This is a genomic window from Dactylosporangium sp. NBC_01737 (genome assembly GCF_035963215.1).
Taxonomy (GTDB): Bacteria; Actinomycetota; Actinomycetes; order Mycobacteriales; family Micromonosporaceae; genus Dactylosporangium.
This window is the reverse complement of the sequence record NZ_CP109153.1, coordinates 814,157-831,352: the sequence shown is the minus strand read 5'-3', so window position 1 is coordinate 831,352 and position 17,196 is coordinate 814,157. Positions and strand designations below refer to the sequence as shown.

Here is a 17,196-nt window from a genome sequence, read left to right as displayed (position 1 = left end):
CACCTTGGGGTCATGCTTGAGCGCCTTACCGCAGGACGGTGGCGATCGTCTTGGTGAGCGTGCCGTTGGTGTCGTCACCGTCGAGTGACCAGACCATCGCGCCGCCGTAGCCGGAGAGCCGGAGGTACAGCGACTTCTGCGCGACCGTGATCTGGTCGTCGTAGGTCCAGAACGTGGTGCCGTTGAACAGCCACGCGTGGCCGGACAGCAGGTCGCGGTGGACCTGGTACCCCTGCTGCGGCAGCGTGGCGAGGACCTTGTAGTCCTCGTTGCCGGCGGCCCAGGTGCCGGGCGCCGGGCCGGTCGCGGCCTGGAAGAGACCACGGTTGGCGTTCGTCACGCCGGTCCAGCCCTGCCCGTAGTACGGGATGCCCAGGACGAGGGCCTTCTTCGGTGCGCCCCGGTCGGTCCAGGCCTTCAGCGTGGTGGCGCCGCTGAAGTCCGGGGTGGTCGGCGCGCCGCGCGGCACGAACAGCGCGGACTGCTGGTTGGTGGTGGGCTCCCACGTACCGTGGAAGTCGTAGCCCTGAACGGTGCCGAAGTCGAGGTACTTGAAGATCTTGTTGACCTCGAAACCGGCGTCGATCTTCGCCGGGTTGGCCGGCAGGAACGCAGTCAGGGTGGCCTTCTTGCCGAGCTGCTTGCGGAACTCCGCGACCATGAGCGTGAAGTTCTGCTTGTCCTCGGGGCGGATCACGTTGCCGGGGTTGCCCTCGGAACCCGGCCACTCCCAGTCGAAGTCGAAGCCGTCGAAGACGCCGGTCGAGTAGAACGTGTCGATGCAGGACTGCACCAGCGCCTTGCGCTTCGCGTCGGTGAGCACGGCGTCGGAGAAGTTCGCCGACAGCGTCCAGCCGCCGAGCGACAGCAGCACCTTCAGCCCGGGGTGCTTGAGCTTGAGCTTGCGGAGCTGGTTGAAGTTGCCGTTGAGCGTCTGACCCGGGGCGTCGGCGACACCGTCGACGCTCTCCTCGGCGGAGACCGGGCGCTGGTAGTCGGCCCACGGGTCGGCGGAGACGCACTTGCCGGTCGCGTCGACGTTGCCGAACGCGTAGTTGATGTGTGTCAGGCTCTTGGCCTGCCCGCTCGTCTCGAGGTTCTTGACGTAGTACTGCCGGCCGTAGATGCCCCATTGGATGAAGTACCCGACGCGCTTGTACTGGTCCTGATGCGGCGCGCTGTGCGCCGACGCGGTGCCCGGCACGATCGCCAGCGACGCGAGCGTCAGCGACACCGCCAACCCGGCCAGGACGGAGCGTCTGCCCATGAACCCTCCATGACTGTAAGGAAAGTTTGCTGTTTAAGGGCAACGTAGGGGTGCCATTCGATGCCGTCAAGACCCTGGTTTCCGGTCGATGCGGGCGCACCACGACAATCCGGGAGTGGATCTCAAGCTCTTCGGCGAAGTCTTCGTGACCCTGCTGGTCATCCTCGACCCGCCCGGGGCGGTGCCGATCTTCCTCGCCCTGACCGGATCGATGGCCGCCAAGCACCGCCACCGCGCAGCGCTGCAGGCGGTGGCGCTCGCGTTCGGCGTCATCGTGGCGTTCGCACTCGTCGGCCGGCAGATCCTCGCCTACCTGCACATCGACCTGCCCGCCCTGCAGGGCGCCGGCGGCCTGCTGCTCCTGCTGGTCGCCCTGGAGCTGCTCACCGGCAAGACTGACGACCCCCGGCAGGAGGTCACCTCCAACGTTGCGCTGGTGCCCCTCGGCACCCCGCTGCTGGCCGGCCCCGGCGCGATCGTGGCCACGATGCTCTTCGTCCAGCGCACGTCGTCGTGGCCGGGCTACCTGGCGATCGCCGTCGGCATCATCGCCGTGATGGCGATCGTCTACCTGGTCCTGCGCTTCTCCGGCATCCTGGTGCGCATCCTGCGCCCGAGCGGCATCGAGGTCGTCACCCGCATCGCCGGCCTCCTCGTCGCCGCGATCGCCGTCCAGCTGCTCGCCGACGCGATCGGCGCCTTCGTCACCGAGTACCTGCATTCACCCCATTGAGGTTTTGTCGTACCCCGGTGGCAGGATCGGAGTGTGGACAACGAGCAGCTCGGCCTCTTCGCCCCGCCCCGGCGCCTGTTCACCTGCACCCCCAGCAAGCTCGGCAGCTATGAGGACTGCCCCCGCCGCTACCGGTTCACCTATGTCGACCGCCCCTCGCCGCCCAAGGGCCCGCCGTGGGCGCACAACTCGCTCGGCGCGTCCGTCCACACCGCCCTGCGCAGCTGGTATGCGCTGGACCCCGACCGCCGCGACCGGGCCGCCCTGCCGACCCTGCTGAAGGCGACCTGGGTCAGCGAGGGCTACCGCGACGACGCCCAGGAGCGCGACGTCTTCCGCCGCGCCCTCGGCTGGCTCGAGTCCTATGTCGACGGTCTCGACCCGCACGACGAGCCCGTCGGCGTCGAGCGCACCGTGGCCGCCCGCACCGACACCCTCGCCCTGTCCGGCCGCGTCGACCGCATCGACCAGCGCGACGGCGAGCTCGTCATCGTCGACTACAAGACCGGCCGCTCCGGCCTCACCCCCGACGACGCCCGCGGCTCCCGCGCGCTCGCCCTCTACGCGATCGCCGCCTCCCGGGTGTTCCGCAAGCCGTGCCACCGCGTCGAGCTGCACCACCTGCCGACGGGCACCGTCGCCGCCCACGACCACACCGACGACTCCCTGGCCCGCCACCTGCGCCGCGCCGAGGCCACCGCGGCCGACATCACCGCCGCGGACGCGGCACTGGCCGCCGGCACTCCCGCGGACGAGGCGTTCCCGGTCGCGCCCGGGCCGCAGTGCTCGTGGTGCGACTACCGGCGGTCGTGCCCGGCGGGGGTGGAGGCCGCTGCGAAGGATCCGTGGACCGCGGTGGACCGGCCCGTGGCCTGACCTCTGCTTCCGGGGCTTTCGGCTTGCCGGTGCATTGGTTGCTTTGTGCTTGCTCTTCGCGTGCGTGGTCGTCGTGCCCGTAATGGAAGAGCCAGCACGGCCTTGGTGGTTCCGCGCGGCCTGCGGCGGCGCGAACGGGTGGCGTGGTTGCGGTCCGTGCCGTGCCTGGGGTGACGCCAAGCCCGGTCCGCGGTCACCTGATCCAGCGCCGTCGAGCGCATCATTCGGTGGTTCCACGCCGCCGCTGGTTCCGAAAGCCCCGCAAACCGCCTGATTCGTCGTGCCGCTCGGGTCGGTGCTCAACGTGGGTCATGATCGAAGGACGGTCGTGGTTGTCCGGGCGGCCATTCCGGTCCTTCGATCATGGTCCGGGGTTGAACGCCGTTCCGTGGAATGCTCGCGGCTCCGTTCTCGCGTGATCCAGCGGCGTGAGGTGTGACCGTGCTGGCCGGGGTTGCGCCACGCCTGGGTCGTGCTCAACGTGGGCCATGATCGAAGGACGGCCCTGGTTGTCCGGGCGGCCATTCCCGTCCTTTTCCGGGTCTTTCGGCTTGCCGGTGCGCTGGTTGCTTTGTGCTTGCTCTTCGCGTGCGTGGTCGTCGTGTCCGTAGTGGAAGAGCCAGCACGGCCTTTATGGTTCCGCGGCCTGCGACGGCGCGAACGGGTGGCGTGGTTGCGGTCCGTGCCGTGCCTGGGGTGACGCCAAGCCCGGTCCGCGGTCACCTGATCCAGCGCCGTCGAGCGCATCATTCGGTGGTTCCACGCCGCCGCTGGTTCCAAAAGCCGCGCAAATCGCCTGATTCGTCGTGCCGCTCGGGTCGGTGCTCAACGTAGACCATGATCGAAGGATGGCCCTGGTTGTCCGGGCGGCCATTCCCGTCCTTCGATCATGACCTGGGAGTCGGGGAGCGACCGGCAATGGGCGCCTCGCCCGCGGAGGTATCCAGCACCATGGCCGGGTCGCGGCGCCCGCGTCCAGGTGGCGGTCCTGCGTTGCCACCGAAGTCGATGGTCAGGTGGGGAAGGCGGTGGCGAAGCACTCGGACAGCAGGGCGTTGAGGTCCGTGGTGGAGCCCTGCTCCACCCACCGCATCAGCGCCGTGTCGAACGCTGCGAAGGCGACGGCGACCAGGACCGCGGGGCGCAGGTCGGTGGCCGGGTCGGTGGCCATGCGGGTGGCGAGCTCGGCGGTGAGGGTGGTGCGCCAGGTGACCTGGCGTTCCAGGTACCGGGCGAGCAGTGCCGGCGTGCTCACCGTGGCCTTTGCGAGTCGCTGCGACTTCTCGGGGTGCTCCCAGAACGTGTCGGTGAAGACGCGCAACGTGTTCTGCAGGGCGACGGCCGGGGGTTCTGTCGCGGGGCGGATCGACAGCCCGTGGCTCAGTTTCCGGCCGAGGTCGCTGAGGAACTCGATGATGACGTCTTCCTTGGACTGGAAGTACCGGAAGAACGTGCGGCGGGACACGCCGGCGGCGGCGGCCATCTGGTCGATGGTGGTCTCTTCGAAGCCCTGGAATGCGAGCAGCTTCAGTGCGGCCTCGGTCAGCTCGTCGCGGACGAGTTGGCGCTTGCGTTCGGCGAGGCTCACGCAGGCATTCTATGCGGCGTAACCAGAAGTTGGCACATGGGAGCGTCATTGACACTCAGTGCCAGCACGAGCACAATCGATCGCATGCGGTGGACTGAGGCGGAGATCGGTGAGCAGGGCGGCAGGACGTTTCTCGTGACCGGGGCCAACAGTGGGCTCGGGTATGAGATGTCGCGGGCGCTGCTGGCCAAGGGCGCGCGGGTGATCATGGCGGTGCGCAACGAGGCGAAGGGGCGGGCCGCGCTCGGGACGCTGCCGGGGCGGGAGCGCGCCGAGCTCAGGACCGTCGACCTGGCGGACCTCGACACGGTGCGGCGGCTCGCCGGTGACCTGCGCCGGGAGCGGGTGGCGATCGACGTGCTGGTCAACAACGCCGGGGTGATGATGCCGCCGCGGACGTTGAGCGCGCAGGGGCACGAGCTGCAGTTCGCCGCGAACCACCTCGGGCACTTCGCGCTGACCGGGCTGCTGCTCGACCTGGTCGGCGATCGGGTCGTCACGGTCAGCTCCACGCTGCACCGGTCCGGCCGGATCCACTACGACGACCTGGACGGGGCGAAGGGTTACTCGCCGGGGAAGTACTACAGCCAGTCGAAGTTCGCGAACGTGCTGTTCGCGCTGGAGCTCGACCGGCGGCTGCGGGCGGCGGGATCGCCGGTGCGCAGCGTGCTCGCCCACCCCGGGTACTCGGCGACCAACCTGCAGACGTCCGGGCCGACCGGGGTGATGAAGGCGTTCATGCGCGTCGGCAACGCGGTCATGGCGCAGCCCGCCGCGCGGGGCGCGCTCAACCAGCTGTACGCGGCGGTCGACCCGCGCGCCGAGGGCGGGCAGTTCATCGGGCCGGACGGCATGGGCGAGAGCCGGGGCTGGCCGACGGTGGTCCAGCCGGTCGAGGCGGCCAAGGACCCCGCCGACGCTCAGCGGCTCTGGACGCTGTCGGAGCAGCTCACCGGCGTGCAGTTCGAGGTGGCGCGCAGCCGGTAGACGGCGATGTCGCCGCGCTGCCACGCAAGGTCGGTCAGCGCTGGCAGCGCCGCGGTCGGCGTGCCCTGGGCGCGGTCGAGCAGGATCCAGCGGACCCGCTGGTCCCACAGCCACCCGAGGCGCGCGGGGGTCGGGTCGAGCACGGCCGCGTCGTTCAGTGCGAGCCGGGCAGGATCCCAGTAGGCGAGCGCCGGGCCGAGGCGGTGCGCGCGGGACTGTGATTCGGTCGACTCCGGCGAGTAGCCCCAGCTGCCGAGCAGGACCCGGCGTTCGCTGTACGCCGAGATCCAGTACGCCAGGCTCTGCCCGCCCTGCAACCCGCCGCCGACCCGGTGGACGTTGGTTGCCACGAACTGCGATGGGGTGCTGTGCGCGCGCAGCCAGCGGGCGCCGGCGGCCTGGTCGGGGGTCACCCGGACGTGGTAGGCGACGCCGAGGTTCGCACTGGTCGCGGCGTCGAACGGCAGCCGCGCGGCACCGGCGGCAAGCACCACGACCAGCGCCGCGAACCGCCCGTGCCGCCACCCCACCAGCAGTGCCGCGGCGAGGACGAGGGCGCCGAAGGCATAGACGGGCAGGGGGACGCTCCACCTGTACCACAGCGGCAGACGCAACACGACGGATGCAGCGGCCAGTGCGGCCGCCACCGTCAGTGCGCGGCGCAGCGCGACCGGTGACCAGGGCAGCCTGACCAGGCCGGCCGCGGACAGGATCGCGGCGCAGGGCCACGCGGCGACGATGAAGAAGTGCTCGCTCCACGAGACGTGCCAGACACACAGCGTGCCGGCGACGCCCGCCGCGGTCGTGCCGGCGAGGAAGATCTCCGTGTCGCCCCAGCGCCGCCCGAGACCCACGACACCGGCGAGGCGGGCACCCATGGCGATCGCGTACGCGCCGAGACCGCACAGGATGAGCGGGACGTCACGCAGCGTGGTGCCGTGCCGCTGGCTGCCGACGAAGTCGAGCATGATCGCGAACGGCCCCCAGCGCAGGCCCTGCCCCTCGAAGCCGTAGAGCACGGCGACCGCGCCCACCTCGACGGCGGCCAGCAGCGATCCGAGCAGCCACGGCGTCCACTGTGGATGTCGTTGCAGCAGGTGTACGGCGCACAGCACGGCCACGCCGGCGCCGACAAGCGGCACGATCGTCGACTTCGCGCCGGTCGTGCCGGTCGCGAACAGGAGCACGAGCAGCCAGTCCCGTCCGGCGCCGTTGTCGGTGCTCTTGCCGAGGCCGCTGTCGATGCCTTTGCTGGGGCCTTTGCTGAGGCCGCTGTTGAGGCTTTTGCCGGGGGCTCTGTTGAGGCTTTTGTCGGGGCCTTTGCTGAGGACGGTCGCGACGGCCGCGATCAGGGGCATGCTCAGCGCCGCGCCGAACAGCAGGGAGCGGCTCGACCAGCTGTAGTACGCGGTGATCGAGCCGAAGAACGCCGGCGCCTGCCGCTGCGGGACGAGCTCGCCGACGGTGAACATCAACGCCGCCGCGACCGGGCCGGCCCAGGGGCGCCGGGCGACCCGCCAGCCGGTCACGGCGAGCAGGCACACGGCGAGGACGGCGAGCACCGGCAGGTCGAGCCGGAACCACAGCACCGGCAGGTCGACGCCGCTGATCAGGCTGCTCGCGGCGAGGTGGCCGTAGGCGAACCAGTGGTACCCCAGGGTCCGGTCGCCCTGCTCGGGCACCGCCAAGGGGAAGTGGTGCTTGAGATCGGCGCTGACGGCGAGCAGGTTCAGCTGGTCGATCATGTAGTCGTGCGCCCCGCCGGTCGGGACGGGCGGGTTCACGGCCAGGAAGGCGGCGGTCAGGTACGCCAGAAACCCCACCGCCACCCCGGCGACCGCCCACGACCAGGCGGCGGACGGGCGCAGCGGGTAGTCCGGCCCGCGCAGGTGCCGCCTGGCCAGCGGGGCGATGACCAGCAGGGGCCAGATCCAGAGCAGCCCGCGGACGTCGAGCAGGCTCGCGACGACCAGCGCGGCCGTCTCCGCGAGCAGCCCGACCACGGTGCCGTAGGTGAGGTCCTCCAGCAGCGACCGGGGTACCGGCCGGATCGTGCGGTAGAGGAGCGTGCCGGGTACCACGACGGCGTAGAGGATGTAAGCGGCATAACGGACAACGTCAAGCGGGGCGGTGCCGAGTGCGGCGGGGATGGCGAGGCTCGTCGCGGCGAGCACGATCCATGGAAGTTTCGCTCTCATGCCACCGGCTCAACGCGCCGGCGCCCGTGAAGGTCGCGCCGTTGTGCGGGGTGCCTGCCTGTGCGTGGCTGTGTCTTGGGCCGGTGGTCTGGTGCTGGCCGGCTTTGTCTTGGGCCGGTGGTCTGGTGCTGGCCGGCTTGTCTTGGGCCGGGTGGTCAGGTTGTGGTGCCGGCGGCGGCCTCGGACTCGGCGATGCGGCGCAGTGCGTTGCGGCGCAGCGGGGAGATCCACTCGATCGGGATGGCGCTCAGCATCCGGCCGAGGACCAGGGCGTTCGCCGAGGCGATCAGGTCGGTGGCGGGCAGACCGGGCAGCCCGTAGAGCCGGCGCGCCCAGGCCGGCAGCAGGCCGATCGCCAGGGCCGCGACCCCGAGCGCGGCGCCCCGGACGGGGGTGAGGCCCAGTCCGTACGGCAGCGGCGGCACCGTCAGGAACAGCCCCGTCGCGGCGGAGTCGACGGTCAGCTCCAGTTCGGGCCGCATCCGCTCGTAGTAGGCGGCGACCGCGGCGGCCGAGTCCGGCACCGTCGCGGGGTCCAGGCCGACGAGCGCCGCCGCCCGGGTCTGTTCCGCGTAGTAGCCGTCGATCTCGTCCCCGGTCAGCCGAAGCCCGCCACGCAGCGCGGCCTCCATGAACGACTCGACCTCGGTGACGTGCACCCATCGCAGCAGGTCGGGGTCGTCGACGCGGAAGCGCTCGCCGGTGCGCGGGTCGGTCGCCGTCATCCGGGCGTGGATCCCCCGGACCCGCCGGCCGGCGCGCTCGGCCTGCTCGGTCGTGCCGTAGATGACCGTCGCCACGTAGGTCGCGGTGTGCTGGAAACGCCCCCACGGGTCCTTGCGGTACCGGCTGTTCTGCTCGACCCCGGCGACGGCGCGGGGGAGCAGGGCCTGCAGGTACAGGCTGCGCAGGCCACCGACGGTGACGATCGGCTCTCGGTGCACCCGCCAGGTGACCGAGTCCGGGCCGAACAGCCCGATGTCGCTCAACGCGCCACTTCTCCGACCGGCGTCTGCAGTCCCGGGTCCCCGGCCGCCGCCATGTCCTCGGCGCGGCGCTGCTGGCAGGTGGGGCACAGCCCCCAGAACGTGACCTCGGCCTCATCCAGGACGAACCCGTGCGCCTGCGACGGCGTCAGGCACGGCGCCTCACCGACGGTGCAATCCACGTCGGCGATCTCGCCGCAGCCACGGCAGACGATGTGATGATGGTTGTCGCCGACCCGCGACTCGTACCGCGCGGGACTGCCCGCCGGCTCGATCCGCCTGGCCAGCCCGGCCCGCGAAAGGGCGCTGAGCACGTCATAGACCGCCTGCGTGGAGACGGTGTCGAGCCGTGCACGGACCTGGGCGGCGATCTGATCGACGTCGAGATGGCCCTGCGCCTGCCCCCGCGACGCCTCGAGGACCTCCAGCACGGCCAGCCGGGGCCGCGTCACACGCAGACCCCGAGCGCGCAGCAGATCCTCACCCGACACGCCTTCAATAACACCACGCAGCCTGGAACCGTTCAAATGTTTCTGGACTCTTGATTGAACTGCTGGTCCTCGGGTTGTGTACACGTCCGGTGGGGGAGGATCGCACCGACGAAGAGGAGGCCCCGTGTTCGAACGTGTGCTCGGTCTACCGGCTCACCCGCTCTTCATCCACGCAGCCGTCGTGCTCGTGCCGTTGCTCGCGATCGCGGGCATCCTGTACGCGGTCTGGCCCGGCGCCCGCCGGCACGTCCGCTGGACGATGATCGTGCTGGCCGTGGCCACACCCGGCGCCGTGTTCGCCGCGAAGGAGTCCGGCGAGGCGTTCGAGACGAGCGACAACTTCCAGTCGGCTGAGCTGCAGGCGAAGATCGAAGAGCACGAGGGCTTCGGCAGCGACCTGTTCCTGATCGTGCTGGGGCTCGCCCTGGTCGCGCTGGTCATGGCGTACCTGGTGCGCCCCCTCGCCGGCGAGTCCGTCGGCCCGGTCGCGGCCCACTGGGCACTGGCCGGTCTGACCGTGCTGCTCGGCCTGGCCGCGTTCTACTACGTGTTCAAGACCGGCGACAGCGGCGCGCACATGGTCTGGGACGGCTTCTAGCAGCCGACCGTCTCGGACGGCCGCTGGAGCATGCAGTCTCTGACGGCTTCTGGAACACGCCGTCTCTGACGGCTTCTAGAACAGCAGGCGGCCGCAGAAGATCAGCAGCAGCACGAGGATGACCGCACCGGCGAAGATGCCCATGCCCTTGGTCAGGATCGTCGCCGCCTGTTCCTCACGGTCGATCCGCTCGCCGTCCTGCGCGGGCAACTTCCGCGGCGCCGCCGGCCGTTCGACGGTCGGCGGCCGCCAGCCACGCGGCGGCGGGGCATTGCGCGGAGCGCCGGTGTACGGCGCCGGCGCCGGAGAGCTCGGCGCCGGCGGTGGCGGCGCGGCTCCCTCTTGGGGGCGCCGCCAGAAGGCGTCGTCACTCACGCCACGAGCGTACCCACCGGGCGGACCTTCATCGCCCGCCCGGTGGGGAACCGCTGCGACCAGCGGTCAGTGGTCAGTGGTCAGTCGCTGTTGAGCAGATCGGCGAGCGACATGGGCCGGGTGGCATCAGGATCGGCCGGCGCCAGCCGCATCGTCGGCTGCTCGTCCGCCGGCGGCTGCTCCAGGTCGGTGCCGTGCTGGGCGTCGGTGCCGTGCTGGGGGGTCTCAGAGGTGGGTTGCGTCATGCCGCCGAGTGTGACCTGTCGACGGAAGGGCGACTGTCGTCATTCGGCCAACTTCCCGCAAACTCGCCGGAGTACGCTCGGCGGCGTGGCAGGGACGAGCGGGTGGGCATCCGCCGATGAGCAGCGCGAAGTGAGCTTCGAGGACTTCGCCGACGAGCTGGTCGTGTTGCCGGACACCACGACCGACGACACCGACGCGGGCTGGGGTGAGCGCAGCGCGAGCAACGATGACCGCCTGCTCGCCGACCGGCCCCCGCACTGGGACTAGTCCGCCGTTTCCGCTGGGACCAGTCCGGCGGTTCGCGTGCACGGGTCAGATTCGTCGCCCAGCGGGGTCTCGGCCTGTCGCCTCGCAGTGCGGGCCAGGTCTGTCGTCCGGCTCGCGGCAGCGGGCAGGTTCCCGTGCTCGCGCGCCCGCCAGGTTCCCGTGCTCGCGCGCCCGTTCGGGAGCCGGGTCGGCGGGACCAGGGCTGTCCACAATCGCTGACGCCAGGCCGTCCCGGCTTTCTGTGCACGGCCCGGCCGGTGACGGCTGACTGCTTCCCAAGCACCGTAGCACTCGCGAAACAATGATCTCCTGATTCGTTGCCGCACGGCCACTGTAGGTAACCGCCTTCGCGGCGGGAATCAGAGTGAACGGCGACAGCGCCCGACCGGGTTGCCGGGCGGGCGCTGTCGAAGCGTGCGTGGATCAACCAAGAGCAGTGCAGCGTGACGTCGATCAATCAAGAGCAGTGCAGCGTGACGTGGATCAACCAAGCGCAGCGCGGCGTGACCTGGGTCAGGCCGCCGAGGACGCCGACTTGGTCGAGGCGCCGGACGTCGCAGCCGGCTTCGAGTCCGAAGAGGACGAGCCGGACGAACTGGACGAGCCGGACGACGAACCGGAGTCCGACGACTTCGAGCCCGAGTCCGACGACTTCGAGTCCGAGGAGGACGAGGTCGACGCGGCGGCCGAGGTCGACGAGCCGTTGGACTTCGTCGTGGAGCGGGAGTCGGTGCGGTAGAAGCCCGAGCCCTTGAAAACCACGCCCACGGCCGAGAACTGCTTGCGCAGGCGACCCTGGCACTGCGGGCACTCGGTCAGCGCGTCGTCCGTGAACGACTGCACCGCCTCGAGCTGGTGGCCGCAAGCCGTGCAGGCGTACTGGTAGGTAGGCACCGTTCAGCCTCCATCATTGGCACTCAACCCTATCGAGTGCCAATAGTGCGGTATCGCACATCCTTTCGTCCAGTGGAGGTGGGCGGTCTCATACCCGGTGGTGGAGCCGACGACCACCCCGCAGACCCGCTGGTCGTGCGGCTCGGCCGGGAGGGAGGCCAGCAGTTCGCCAGGGTGCAGGAGGGTGATCGTGGGTGCGGTGACCCTGGGCAGGACCCGGTCGTACGACCCGCCGCCCTGGCCGAGCCGGGTGCCGTCCAGCGCGACGGCGAGCGCCGGGACCAGCATCAGGTCGATCGAGCGGACCGCGTCGACGCCGAGCCGGGGGCCGGTCGGCTCGGACAGGCCGAGCGGGCCGGGCGCCAGGGTCCCGTCATACACGGACCAGTCCAGGTCGCGCGACGGCAGCAGCACGGGCAGGAGCAGCCGCGGCACCGCGGCGGCGAGGGCGCCCACGAGGGCGGCACCGCCGGGCTCGGCCGGCAGCGGCACGTAGGCGGCAACCGTGCGAGCGCTCGCCGCCCGTACAATCGCGGAAAATGCCGAAATAAGCGAATTGTCCGACAAGGTCCGTTGTGCAGGGGGCATGGACCTGCGGGCGGACCGGATGTGCGATCGCAGCTCGGATTTCGGGGACACCGCAGACGGCACGGCTCAATTCCTCCTCATCTGTGACAGCATCGCAGAAACACAGCTACGGGAGGACGGACGTGACGCTGCGGGCGCGGCTCACCGCGGCCTTCCTGGCGGTCGTGCTCGGCCCCGTGCTGCTCGGCGCGGTCTTCGTCGGCATCGCCGTCGCCGCCGTCAGCGACCAGCGTGCCCTGGAGCGCCTCGACGCCGGCGTCCAGAACGTCCACGCGGCGCTCGCCGTCACCTGCCAGCGCCTGCGGCTCGCCGCTGAGACGACCGCCCTGGTCACCGCCGACGGCGACCAGCCCGACGCCGCCCAGCGGGCCGTCGCGCGCGGACTGGCCCGCGCGGTGGAGGTGACCAGCGCCAACGGCACGGTCATCACGACCGCCGGCACGCTGCCGCCGAAGCCGTGGGCCGACTGCGCGGCGCCGGACCCCCGTGCCGCGCCGGCCGTGATCTTCGCGTCCGTCGATGTGCTCGACCCGAGCTCGCGGCGCATCGGCCGGGCCTACGCGGTCGAGCCCGTCGACACCACCCTGCTCGACCTGCTCGCCGAGTCCAGCGGTGTCCGCGTCGACTCGCTGGCAGCCAGCCCGGCGGCAGCGGCCCGGCCGGTGACGGAGGAGGGCGCCAGCATCGCCGGCACCGCCGAGCGCCTCGGCTCCGGCGAGACCGGCACCACCGCCGACGGCCATCTGGTCCGGCACCTGATCCCGGAGCCCGGACAGCCTCTGGCCCTGGCGCTGTCCGTGCCGCAGCCCGACACGCAGGGGCTCTACGCCGTGCTCATCGCCGTCGTCGCCTGCGCCGGGGTCGTCGCGATCAGCGTCGCGTGGTGGCTGGCCCGCTCCACCACCCACCCGCTGACCGAACTGGCCCTCGCGGTCGAGCGCGTCGCCGATGGCGACCTCAGCGCCCGGGTGCCCGTGCGCAGCCAGGACGAGGTCGGCCGGCTCGGGCAGACCTTCAACCGCATGACCCGCGAGATGCAGGGGTACGTCCAGGCCCTCACCGCCAGCCGCGACCAGCTCCGCGGGCAGCTCGGCGTGCTCGGCGACACCCTCGCCGGCACCCACGACCTCGACCGGATCCTCCAGGTCATCCTGCAGACGGCGGCCGCCGCGACCGGCGCCCAGTCCGGCGTGGTCCTCATGGTCGACCCCGCCAGCGGCGAGCTGCGCGGCCAGGTCGCCGAGGGTCTCGCCGGCTTCGACGTCGGCGAGCTGCGCCTCCAGCTGGGCGACGGGCTGCTCGGCGCCGTCGCCGCGTCCGGCGAGCCGCGGCGCGGGCGCATCGACCGGGACGGGCCGATGCTCTCGCCGGTCGAGCCGCGCTGCATCACGTACGTCGCCGTCCCGATCGCCGCGCCGGGCGTCGGGCCCACCACGGGGCTGGAGCCGCAGTCGGACCTGCCACCGGCCGCGCGGGGGGTCCTCGCCCTGTACGACCGGCACGGGTTCGACGAGTTCGACGACTCCGACCTGATCACGCTGCGCACGTTCGCCGGGCAGGCCGCGGTCGCCGTCGACAACGTCCGGGTCCACGAGGAGGCGCAGCGGCTGTCGCTCACCGACCCGCTGACCGGCCTGTCCAACTACCGGTACCTGCGCGATTCGCTGCGGCGCGAGGTCGAGCGGGCCAACCGGTTCGGTCGCAGCCTGGCCGCGCTCGCCCTGGACCTCGACCGGTTCAAGGAGGTCAACGACACCTACGGTCACGCCGCGGGGGATGCGGTACTGGCGGAGTTCGCCCGACGGCTGCGCGCCGAGATCCGTGAGGTCGACTTCGCGTTCCGGCAGGGGGGCGAGGAGTTCGTGATCCTGCTGCCGGAGACCGACGCCACCGGCGCCGCGGTTCTGGCCGAGCGGCTCGGGACGGCGGTCCGGCGTACCCCGGTGCTGGTGATCTCCTCCACACCGGGCCAGGCGCCACGGCACATCCCGGTGACCGTCTCGATCGGCATCGCGGTCTTCCCGATCCACGGCGCGACCGGCGCCGCCGTGCTGGAAGCCGCTGACGACGCCCTGTACGCCGCCAAGGCCGGCGGGCGTGACACGTACAAGATCGCGCCCGACGTGGGGGTGGAAGCGTCCGTGAAGGCTAGTGCGGAGGTGACGCCCGGCGCGCCAAAGTCGGCACAACCGCCACGACAGAGCCGCGGCGGCTAGCCTTGCGACATGCCTGACACGACTCCTCACCAGCCCGCGCTGCCGCGCCAGCGGGCTGTCAAAGCCGTGATCCCGGCGGCGGGCCTGGCCACCCGCTTCCTCCCGGCGACCAAAGCCGTGCCGAAAGAGCTGCTGCCGGTCGTCGACCGGCCCGTCCTGCAGTACATCGTGGAAGAGGCCGCCGCGGCCGGCATCAGAGACATCCTGCTGGTCACCGGCAGGGGCAAGACCTCGATGGTCGACCACTTCGACCGCCGCCCCGACCTTGAGGCGCGCCTCGCGGAGAAGGGCGACGACGAGCGGCTCGCCGCCGTCAAGCGCCCCAGCGAGCTCGCCGAGATCTACACCTGCCGGCAGGGCGAGCCGCTCGGCCTCGGCCACGCCATCTCCTACGGCGAGTCCCACGTGGGCAACGAAGCCTTCGCGTGCCTGCTCGGCGACGAGTTCGTCGAGGAGACCGAGCCGCTGCTGCCCGCGATGCTCGACCTGCAGGCACAGACCGGCGGCATCGTCCTGGCGTTCATCGAGGTCGAGCCCGAGGAGACGAACCGTTACGGCATCGCCTCCGTCGAGCCCTCCGACCTGGCCACCGAGGCCGGCGAGGTGCTCAAGGTGACCGGCCTGGTCGAGAAGCCCAAGCCCGAGGAGGCGCCGAGCAACCTCGCTGTCATCGGCCGGTACGTGCTGCCACCCACCCTCTTCGACGCGATCCGCCGCATCGGCCCCGGTGCCGGCGGCGAGATCCAGCTGACCGACGCGATGGCCCTCCTGCTGGCCGAGGGAACCCCCGTGCACGGGATCGTCTATCGCGGCACCCGGTACGACACGGGCATGCCCCTGGGATACCTGCAGGCCGTGGTCCAGCTCGCGTGCAAGCGCGGCGACCTCGGCCCGGCGTTCAGCCAGTGGCTGACCCAGTTCGTGGAGAAGGATCTGCGCGGGTGACAGCGGTTCCAGCGACGGGCTCCCACCACGACGCCGCACGCGATGCGGGCGTCGGGTCGAACGCGCGCGTCCCACTCGCCGACTATCTCGCCGGCGTGCTCCGGGGCCTGCGCCCGTTGCCCCCGCTGGACCTTGAGATCACCGCCGCGCACGGCAACGTGCTCGCCGAGGACGTGGTCGGACCGGGCCCGGTGCCCGCGTTCGACCACTCCGCGATCGACGGGTACGCCGCCCGCTTCGACGACATCAGCGACGCTCAGCCGGGCCGCCCGGTCCGGCTGAGCGTCGTCGGCGACCTCGTCGCCTCCAGCTGGCGGCCCGTCCGGCTCACCCCCGGCACCTGCTTCTCCGTCGCGGCCGGCGCCCTCATGCCGGTCTCCGCCGATGTGGTCGTGCCGCCCGGCATGACCGACCAGGGCATGGCCGCCGTCGAGGTGTACCACCCGACCAAACGCGGCCACGGGGTCCGCCGCGCAGGCGACGAGCTGCCGGCCGGTGCCGTCCTCGCGCGCGCCGGTGCGTACGTGACGCCGCCGCTGGTGTCCGTCCTCGCGGCGAGCGGCATCGGGCACGTCGTCGTGCGCCCCAGCCCGCGCGTCGTGGTCATCGCCACCGGCGACGAACTCGTCGACGTCGGCCGTGCCAGCCAGCCCGGCCAGGTCGTCGACGCCAACTCCCACGCGCTCACCGCGGCCGCCGCGGAGGCCGGCGCACACGCGTACCGCGTCGGCATCTGCGACGACGACCCCGAAGGCCTGCGCGGCCTGCTCGACGACCAGATGCTGCGCGCCGACCTGATCATCACCACCGGCGGGACCGGCACCGGCCCGGGCGACATGGTCCGGCGCATCCTGTCCCGCTCCGTCGTCTTCTCCGACCTGTCCGTCTACCCGTGCTCCTCGCTCGGCTACGGCACCATCGGCGGCTCCGGCGGCGCCAACGGCGTGCCCATCGTCTGCCTCCCCGGCGACCCCGGCGCCGCCCTCATCGGCTTCGAGGTCCTCGCCCGGCCCGTCATCCAGCTCCTCGCCGGCGCCGACCCCGTCTTCCGGCCCAGCGTCCGCGCGCACCTGCTGGAGACCGTCAGCTCACCCTCGGGCATGCGGGAGTTCCGCCCCGCGTACATCACCGAACGTCGTGGCGGCGGCTACACCGTGATGCCGCTCGCCGGTGGTCCCTACACGCTGTCGGGCCTCGCCGACGCCAACGGGCTCATGGTCCTCGGCGAGAAGGTGATCAGCGCAGCCGCGGGCTCTACAGTGGACGTCATCATGTTGGATAGACGGCGATGAGCCAGCCCGGATGGCCGGCGGTCCTGGCCGACGGCCCTGTCACCCTGCGGCCCTACCGGCGCGCCGACGCGCGCGCCTGGGCCGAGGTCCGCCGCGCCAACGAGCAGTGGCTGTCCAAGTGGGAGCCCACGCCCTACGGGACCTGGCACGACCTGAACTCGCCCGCCGCCTTCCGCGCCGTGCACGCCGACCTGCGCCGCGCCGCCCGTCAGGGCAGCGCGATGCCGTTCGCGGTCTGCTACGACGACCGGCTCGTCGGCCAGCTCACCCTCGGCAACATCGTGCGCCGCGCGTTCTGCTCCGGGTACGCCGGATACTGGGTCGACGCCCGCCACGCCGGCAAGGGCATCACCCCGACCGCGCTCGCGCTGGTCGTCGACCATGCCTTCAGCGTCGGCGGCCTGCACCGCATCGAGGTCAACATCCGCCCCGACAACCTCGCCAGCCGGCGCGTCGTGGAGAAGCTCGGCTTCCGCCAGGAGGCCTACCACCACCGCTACCTGCACATCGACGGCGACTGGCGCGACCACCTCGGCTACGCGATGACCACCGAGGACGTGTCCGCCGAAGGTGGCCTCCTCGCCCGCTGGCACAAGGTCCTCGCGGCCTAGTTTCGCCGGCTGTCACGCTTCCTCCTGCGTGTTGACGT

The 17,196-nt window shown here is 71.5% G+C and carries 18 protein-coding genes; 10 read left to right on the top strand and 8 right to left on the bottom strand.

The window, feature by feature from the left end; translation table 11 throughout:
- Positions 1-25 precede the first annotated feature (25 nt).
- A complete protein-coding gene (locus tag OHA72_RS03725) occupies positions 26-1,267 on the bottom strand; it encodes a glycoside hydrolase family 18 protein (RefSeq protein WP_327006449.1) in 1,242 nt (413 codons plus the stop codon).
- 115 nt (positions 1,268-1,382) lie between these two features.
- Here OHA72_RS03725 and OHA72_RS03720 point away from each other — a divergent pair, with 115 nt between their 5' ends.
- Both OHA72_RS03720 and OHA72_RS03715 read left to right on the top strand, forming a co-directional pair.
- Positions 1,383-2,000: a MarC family protein gene (locus tag OHA72_RS03720; RefSeq protein ID WP_327006448.1), complete on the top strand. Its 618-nt coding sequence runs from the start codon at positions 1,383-1,385 to the stop codon at positions 1,998-2,000.
- A gap of 33 nt (positions 2,001-2,033) precedes the next feature.
- Entirely contained in the window at positions 2,034-2,876 is an 843-nt protein-coding gene (locus OHA72_RS03715) for a RecB family exonuclease (protein WP_327006447.1), read from the top strand.
- Positions 2,877-3,888: 1,012 nt separating this feature from the next.
- Here OHA72_RS03715 and OHA72_RS03710 read toward each other — a convergent pair.
- Positions 3,889-4,464 carry a TetR family transcriptional regulator gene (locus OHA72_RS03710; RefSeq protein ID WP_327006446.1) on the bottom strand — a complete coding sequence of 192 codons (576 nt, stop codon included), beginning with the start codon at positions 4,462-4,464 and terminating at the stop codon, positions 3,889-3,891.
- An 84-nt stretch (positions 4,465-4,548) separates the two neighbouring features.
- On the opposite strand from OHA72_RS03710, the gene OHA72_RS03705 reads away from it, so the two are divergent.
- Positions 4,549-5,451, top strand: coding sequence for an oxidoreductase (locus OHA72_RS03705; protein WP_327006445.1), 903 nt, complete (start codon positions 4,549-4,551; stop codon positions 5,449-5,451).
- Here the strand turns inward: OHA72_RS03705 and OHA72_RS03700 are convergent.
- The 3 genes from OHA72_RS03700 to OHA72_RS03690 form a co-directional block, all read right to left on the bottom strand.
- On the bottom strand, positions 5,385-7,649 hold the full coding sequence (locus OHA72_RS03700; protein ID WP_327006444.1) for a hypothetical protein: 2,265 nt from the start codon (positions 7,647-7,649) through the stop codon (positions 5,385-5,387). The two genes, OHA72_RS03705 and OHA72_RS03700, sit on opposite strands and share 67 nt — an antisense overlap.
- Positions 7,650-7,804: 155 nt before the next feature.
- A complete protein-coding gene (locus OHA72_RS03695; protein ID WP_327011447.1) occupies positions 7,805-8,629 on the bottom strand; it encodes an oxygenase MpaB family protein in 825 nt (274 codons plus the stop codon).
- Positions 8,630-8,634: 5 nt separating this feature from the next.
- A complete protein-coding gene (locus OHA72_RS03690; protein ID WP_327006443.1) occupies positions 8,635-9,126 on the bottom strand; it encodes a Fur family transcriptional regulator in 492 nt (163 codons plus the stop codon).
- Between the two features lie 124 nt (positions 9,127-9,250).
- Here OHA72_RS03690 and OHA72_RS03685 point away from each other — a divergent pair, with 124 nt between their 5' ends.
- Entirely contained in the window at positions 9,251-9,724 is a 474-nt protein-coding gene (locus OHA72_RS03685; protein WP_327006442.1) for a DUF2231 domain-containing protein, read from the top strand.
- Positions 9,725-9,799: 75 nt separating this feature from the next.
- On the opposite strand, the gene OHA72_RS03680 is transcribed toward OHA72_RS03685, so the two are convergent.
- Together OHA72_RS03680 and OHA72_RS03675 are read right to left on the bottom strand one after the other, a co-directional pair.
- The gene (locus OHA72_RS03680) at positions 9,800-10,099 is read right to left on the bottom strand and encodes a translation initiation factor 2 (protein ID WP_327006441.1); all 300 of its coding nucleotides are present in this window, start codon (positions 10,097-10,099) and stop codon (positions 9,800-9,802) included.
- Positions 10,100-10,179: 80 nt separating this feature from the next.
- Complete coding sequence (locus OHA72_RS03675) at positions 10,180-10,344, bottom strand: hypothetical protein (protein WP_327006440.1); 165 nt, start codon at positions 10,342-10,344, stop codon at positions 10,180-10,182.
- An 85-nt stretch (positions 10,345-10,429) separates the two neighbouring features.
- Between OHA72_RS03675 and OHA72_RS03670 the strand changes: the two genes are divergently transcribed.
- Together OHA72_RS03670 and OHA72_RS03665 are read left to right on the top strand one after the other, a co-directional pair.
- A complete protein-coding gene (locus tag OHA72_RS03670; protein WP_327011986.1) occupies positions 10,430-10,612 on the top strand; it encodes a hypothetical protein in 183 nt (60 codons plus the stop codon).
- Positions 10,613-11,090: 478 nt separating this feature from the next.
- Entirely contained in the window at positions 11,091-11,351 is a 261-nt protein-coding gene (locus tag OHA72_RS03665; protein WP_327011985.1) for a hypothetical protein, read from the top strand.
- A 158-nt stretch (positions 11,352-11,509) separates the two neighbouring features.
- On the opposite strand, the gene OHA72_RS03660 is transcribed toward OHA72_RS03665, so the two are convergent.
- Positions 11,510-12,094, bottom strand: coding sequence for a 5-formyltetrahydrofolate cyclo-ligase (locus OHA72_RS03660; protein WP_327011446.1), 585 nt, complete (start codon positions 12,092-12,094; stop codon positions 11,510-11,512).
- 122 nt (positions 12,095-12,216) lie between these two features.
- Here OHA72_RS03660 and OHA72_RS03655 point away from each other — a divergent pair, with 122 nt between their 5' ends.
- Genes OHA72_RS03655 through OHA72_RS03640 form a run of 4 tightly spaced genes read left to right on the top strand, consistent with a single transcriptional unit; the run spans position 12,217 to position 17,158 of the window.
- Positions 12,217-14,310 (top strand): GGDEF domain-containing protein, encoded by a 2,094-nt coding sequence (locus OHA72_RS03655; RefSeq protein ID WP_327006439.1) that lies wholly within the window; start codon positions 12,217-12,219, stop codon positions 14,308-14,310.
- Positions 14,311-14,319: 9 nt separating this feature from the next.
- A complete protein-coding gene (locus OHA72_RS03650; protein WP_327006438.1) occupies positions 14,320-15,255 on the top strand; it encodes a UTP--glucose-1-phosphate uridylyltransferase in 936 nt (311 codons plus the stop codon).
- Positions 15,252-16,547, top strand: a complete 1,296-nt coding sequence (locus OHA72_RS03645; RefSeq protein WP_363527577.1) for a molybdopterin molybdotransferase MoeA — start codon at positions 15,252-15,254, stop codon at positions 16,545-16,547. Before OHA72_RS03650 ends, OHA72_RS03645 begins: the two co-directional genes overlap by 4 nt.
- A complete protein-coding gene (locus OHA72_RS03640; protein ID WP_327006437.1) occupies positions 16,544-17,158 on the top strand; it encodes a GNAT family N-acetyltransferase in 615 nt (204 codons plus the stop codon). Before OHA72_RS03645 ends, OHA72_RS03640 begins: the two co-directional genes overlap by 4 nt.
- The last annotated feature ends 38 nt before the right edge of the window (positions 17,159-17,196 follow it).

What these genes read in the sequence shown, in the direction of transcription:
- OHA72_RS03725 (WP_327006449.1), bottom strand. Translation starts at nt 1,267, where the DNA reads ATGGGCAGACGCTCCGTCCTGGCCGGGTTGGCGGTGTCGCTGACGCTC.
- OHA72_RS03705 (WP_327006445.1), top strand. Translation starts at nt 4,549, where the DNA reads ATGCGGTGGACTGAGGCGGAGATCGGTGAGCAGGGCGGCAGGACGTTT.
- OHA72_RS03700 (WP_327006444.1), bottom strand. Translation starts at nt 7,649, where the DNA reads ATGAGAGCGAAACTTCCATGGATCGTGCTCGCCGCGACGAGCCTCGCC.
- OHA72_RS03675 (WP_327006440.1), bottom strand. Translation starts at nt 10,344, where the DNA reads ATGACGCAACCCACCTCTGAGACCCCCCAGCACGGCACCGACGCCCAG.
- OHA72_RS03660 (WP_327011446.1), bottom strand. Translation starts at nt 12,094, where the DNA reads ATGCCCCCTGCACAACGGACCTTGTCGGACAATTCGCTTATTTCGGCA.
- OHA72_RS03650 (WP_327006438.1), top strand. Translation starts at nt 14,320, where the DNA reads ATGCCTGACACGACTCCTCACCAGCCCGCGCTGCCGCGCCAGCGGGCT.
- OHA72_RS03640 (WP_327006437.1), top strand. Translation starts at nt 16,544, where the DNA reads ATGAGCCAGCCCGGATGGCCGGCGGTCCTGGCCGACGGCCCTGTCACC.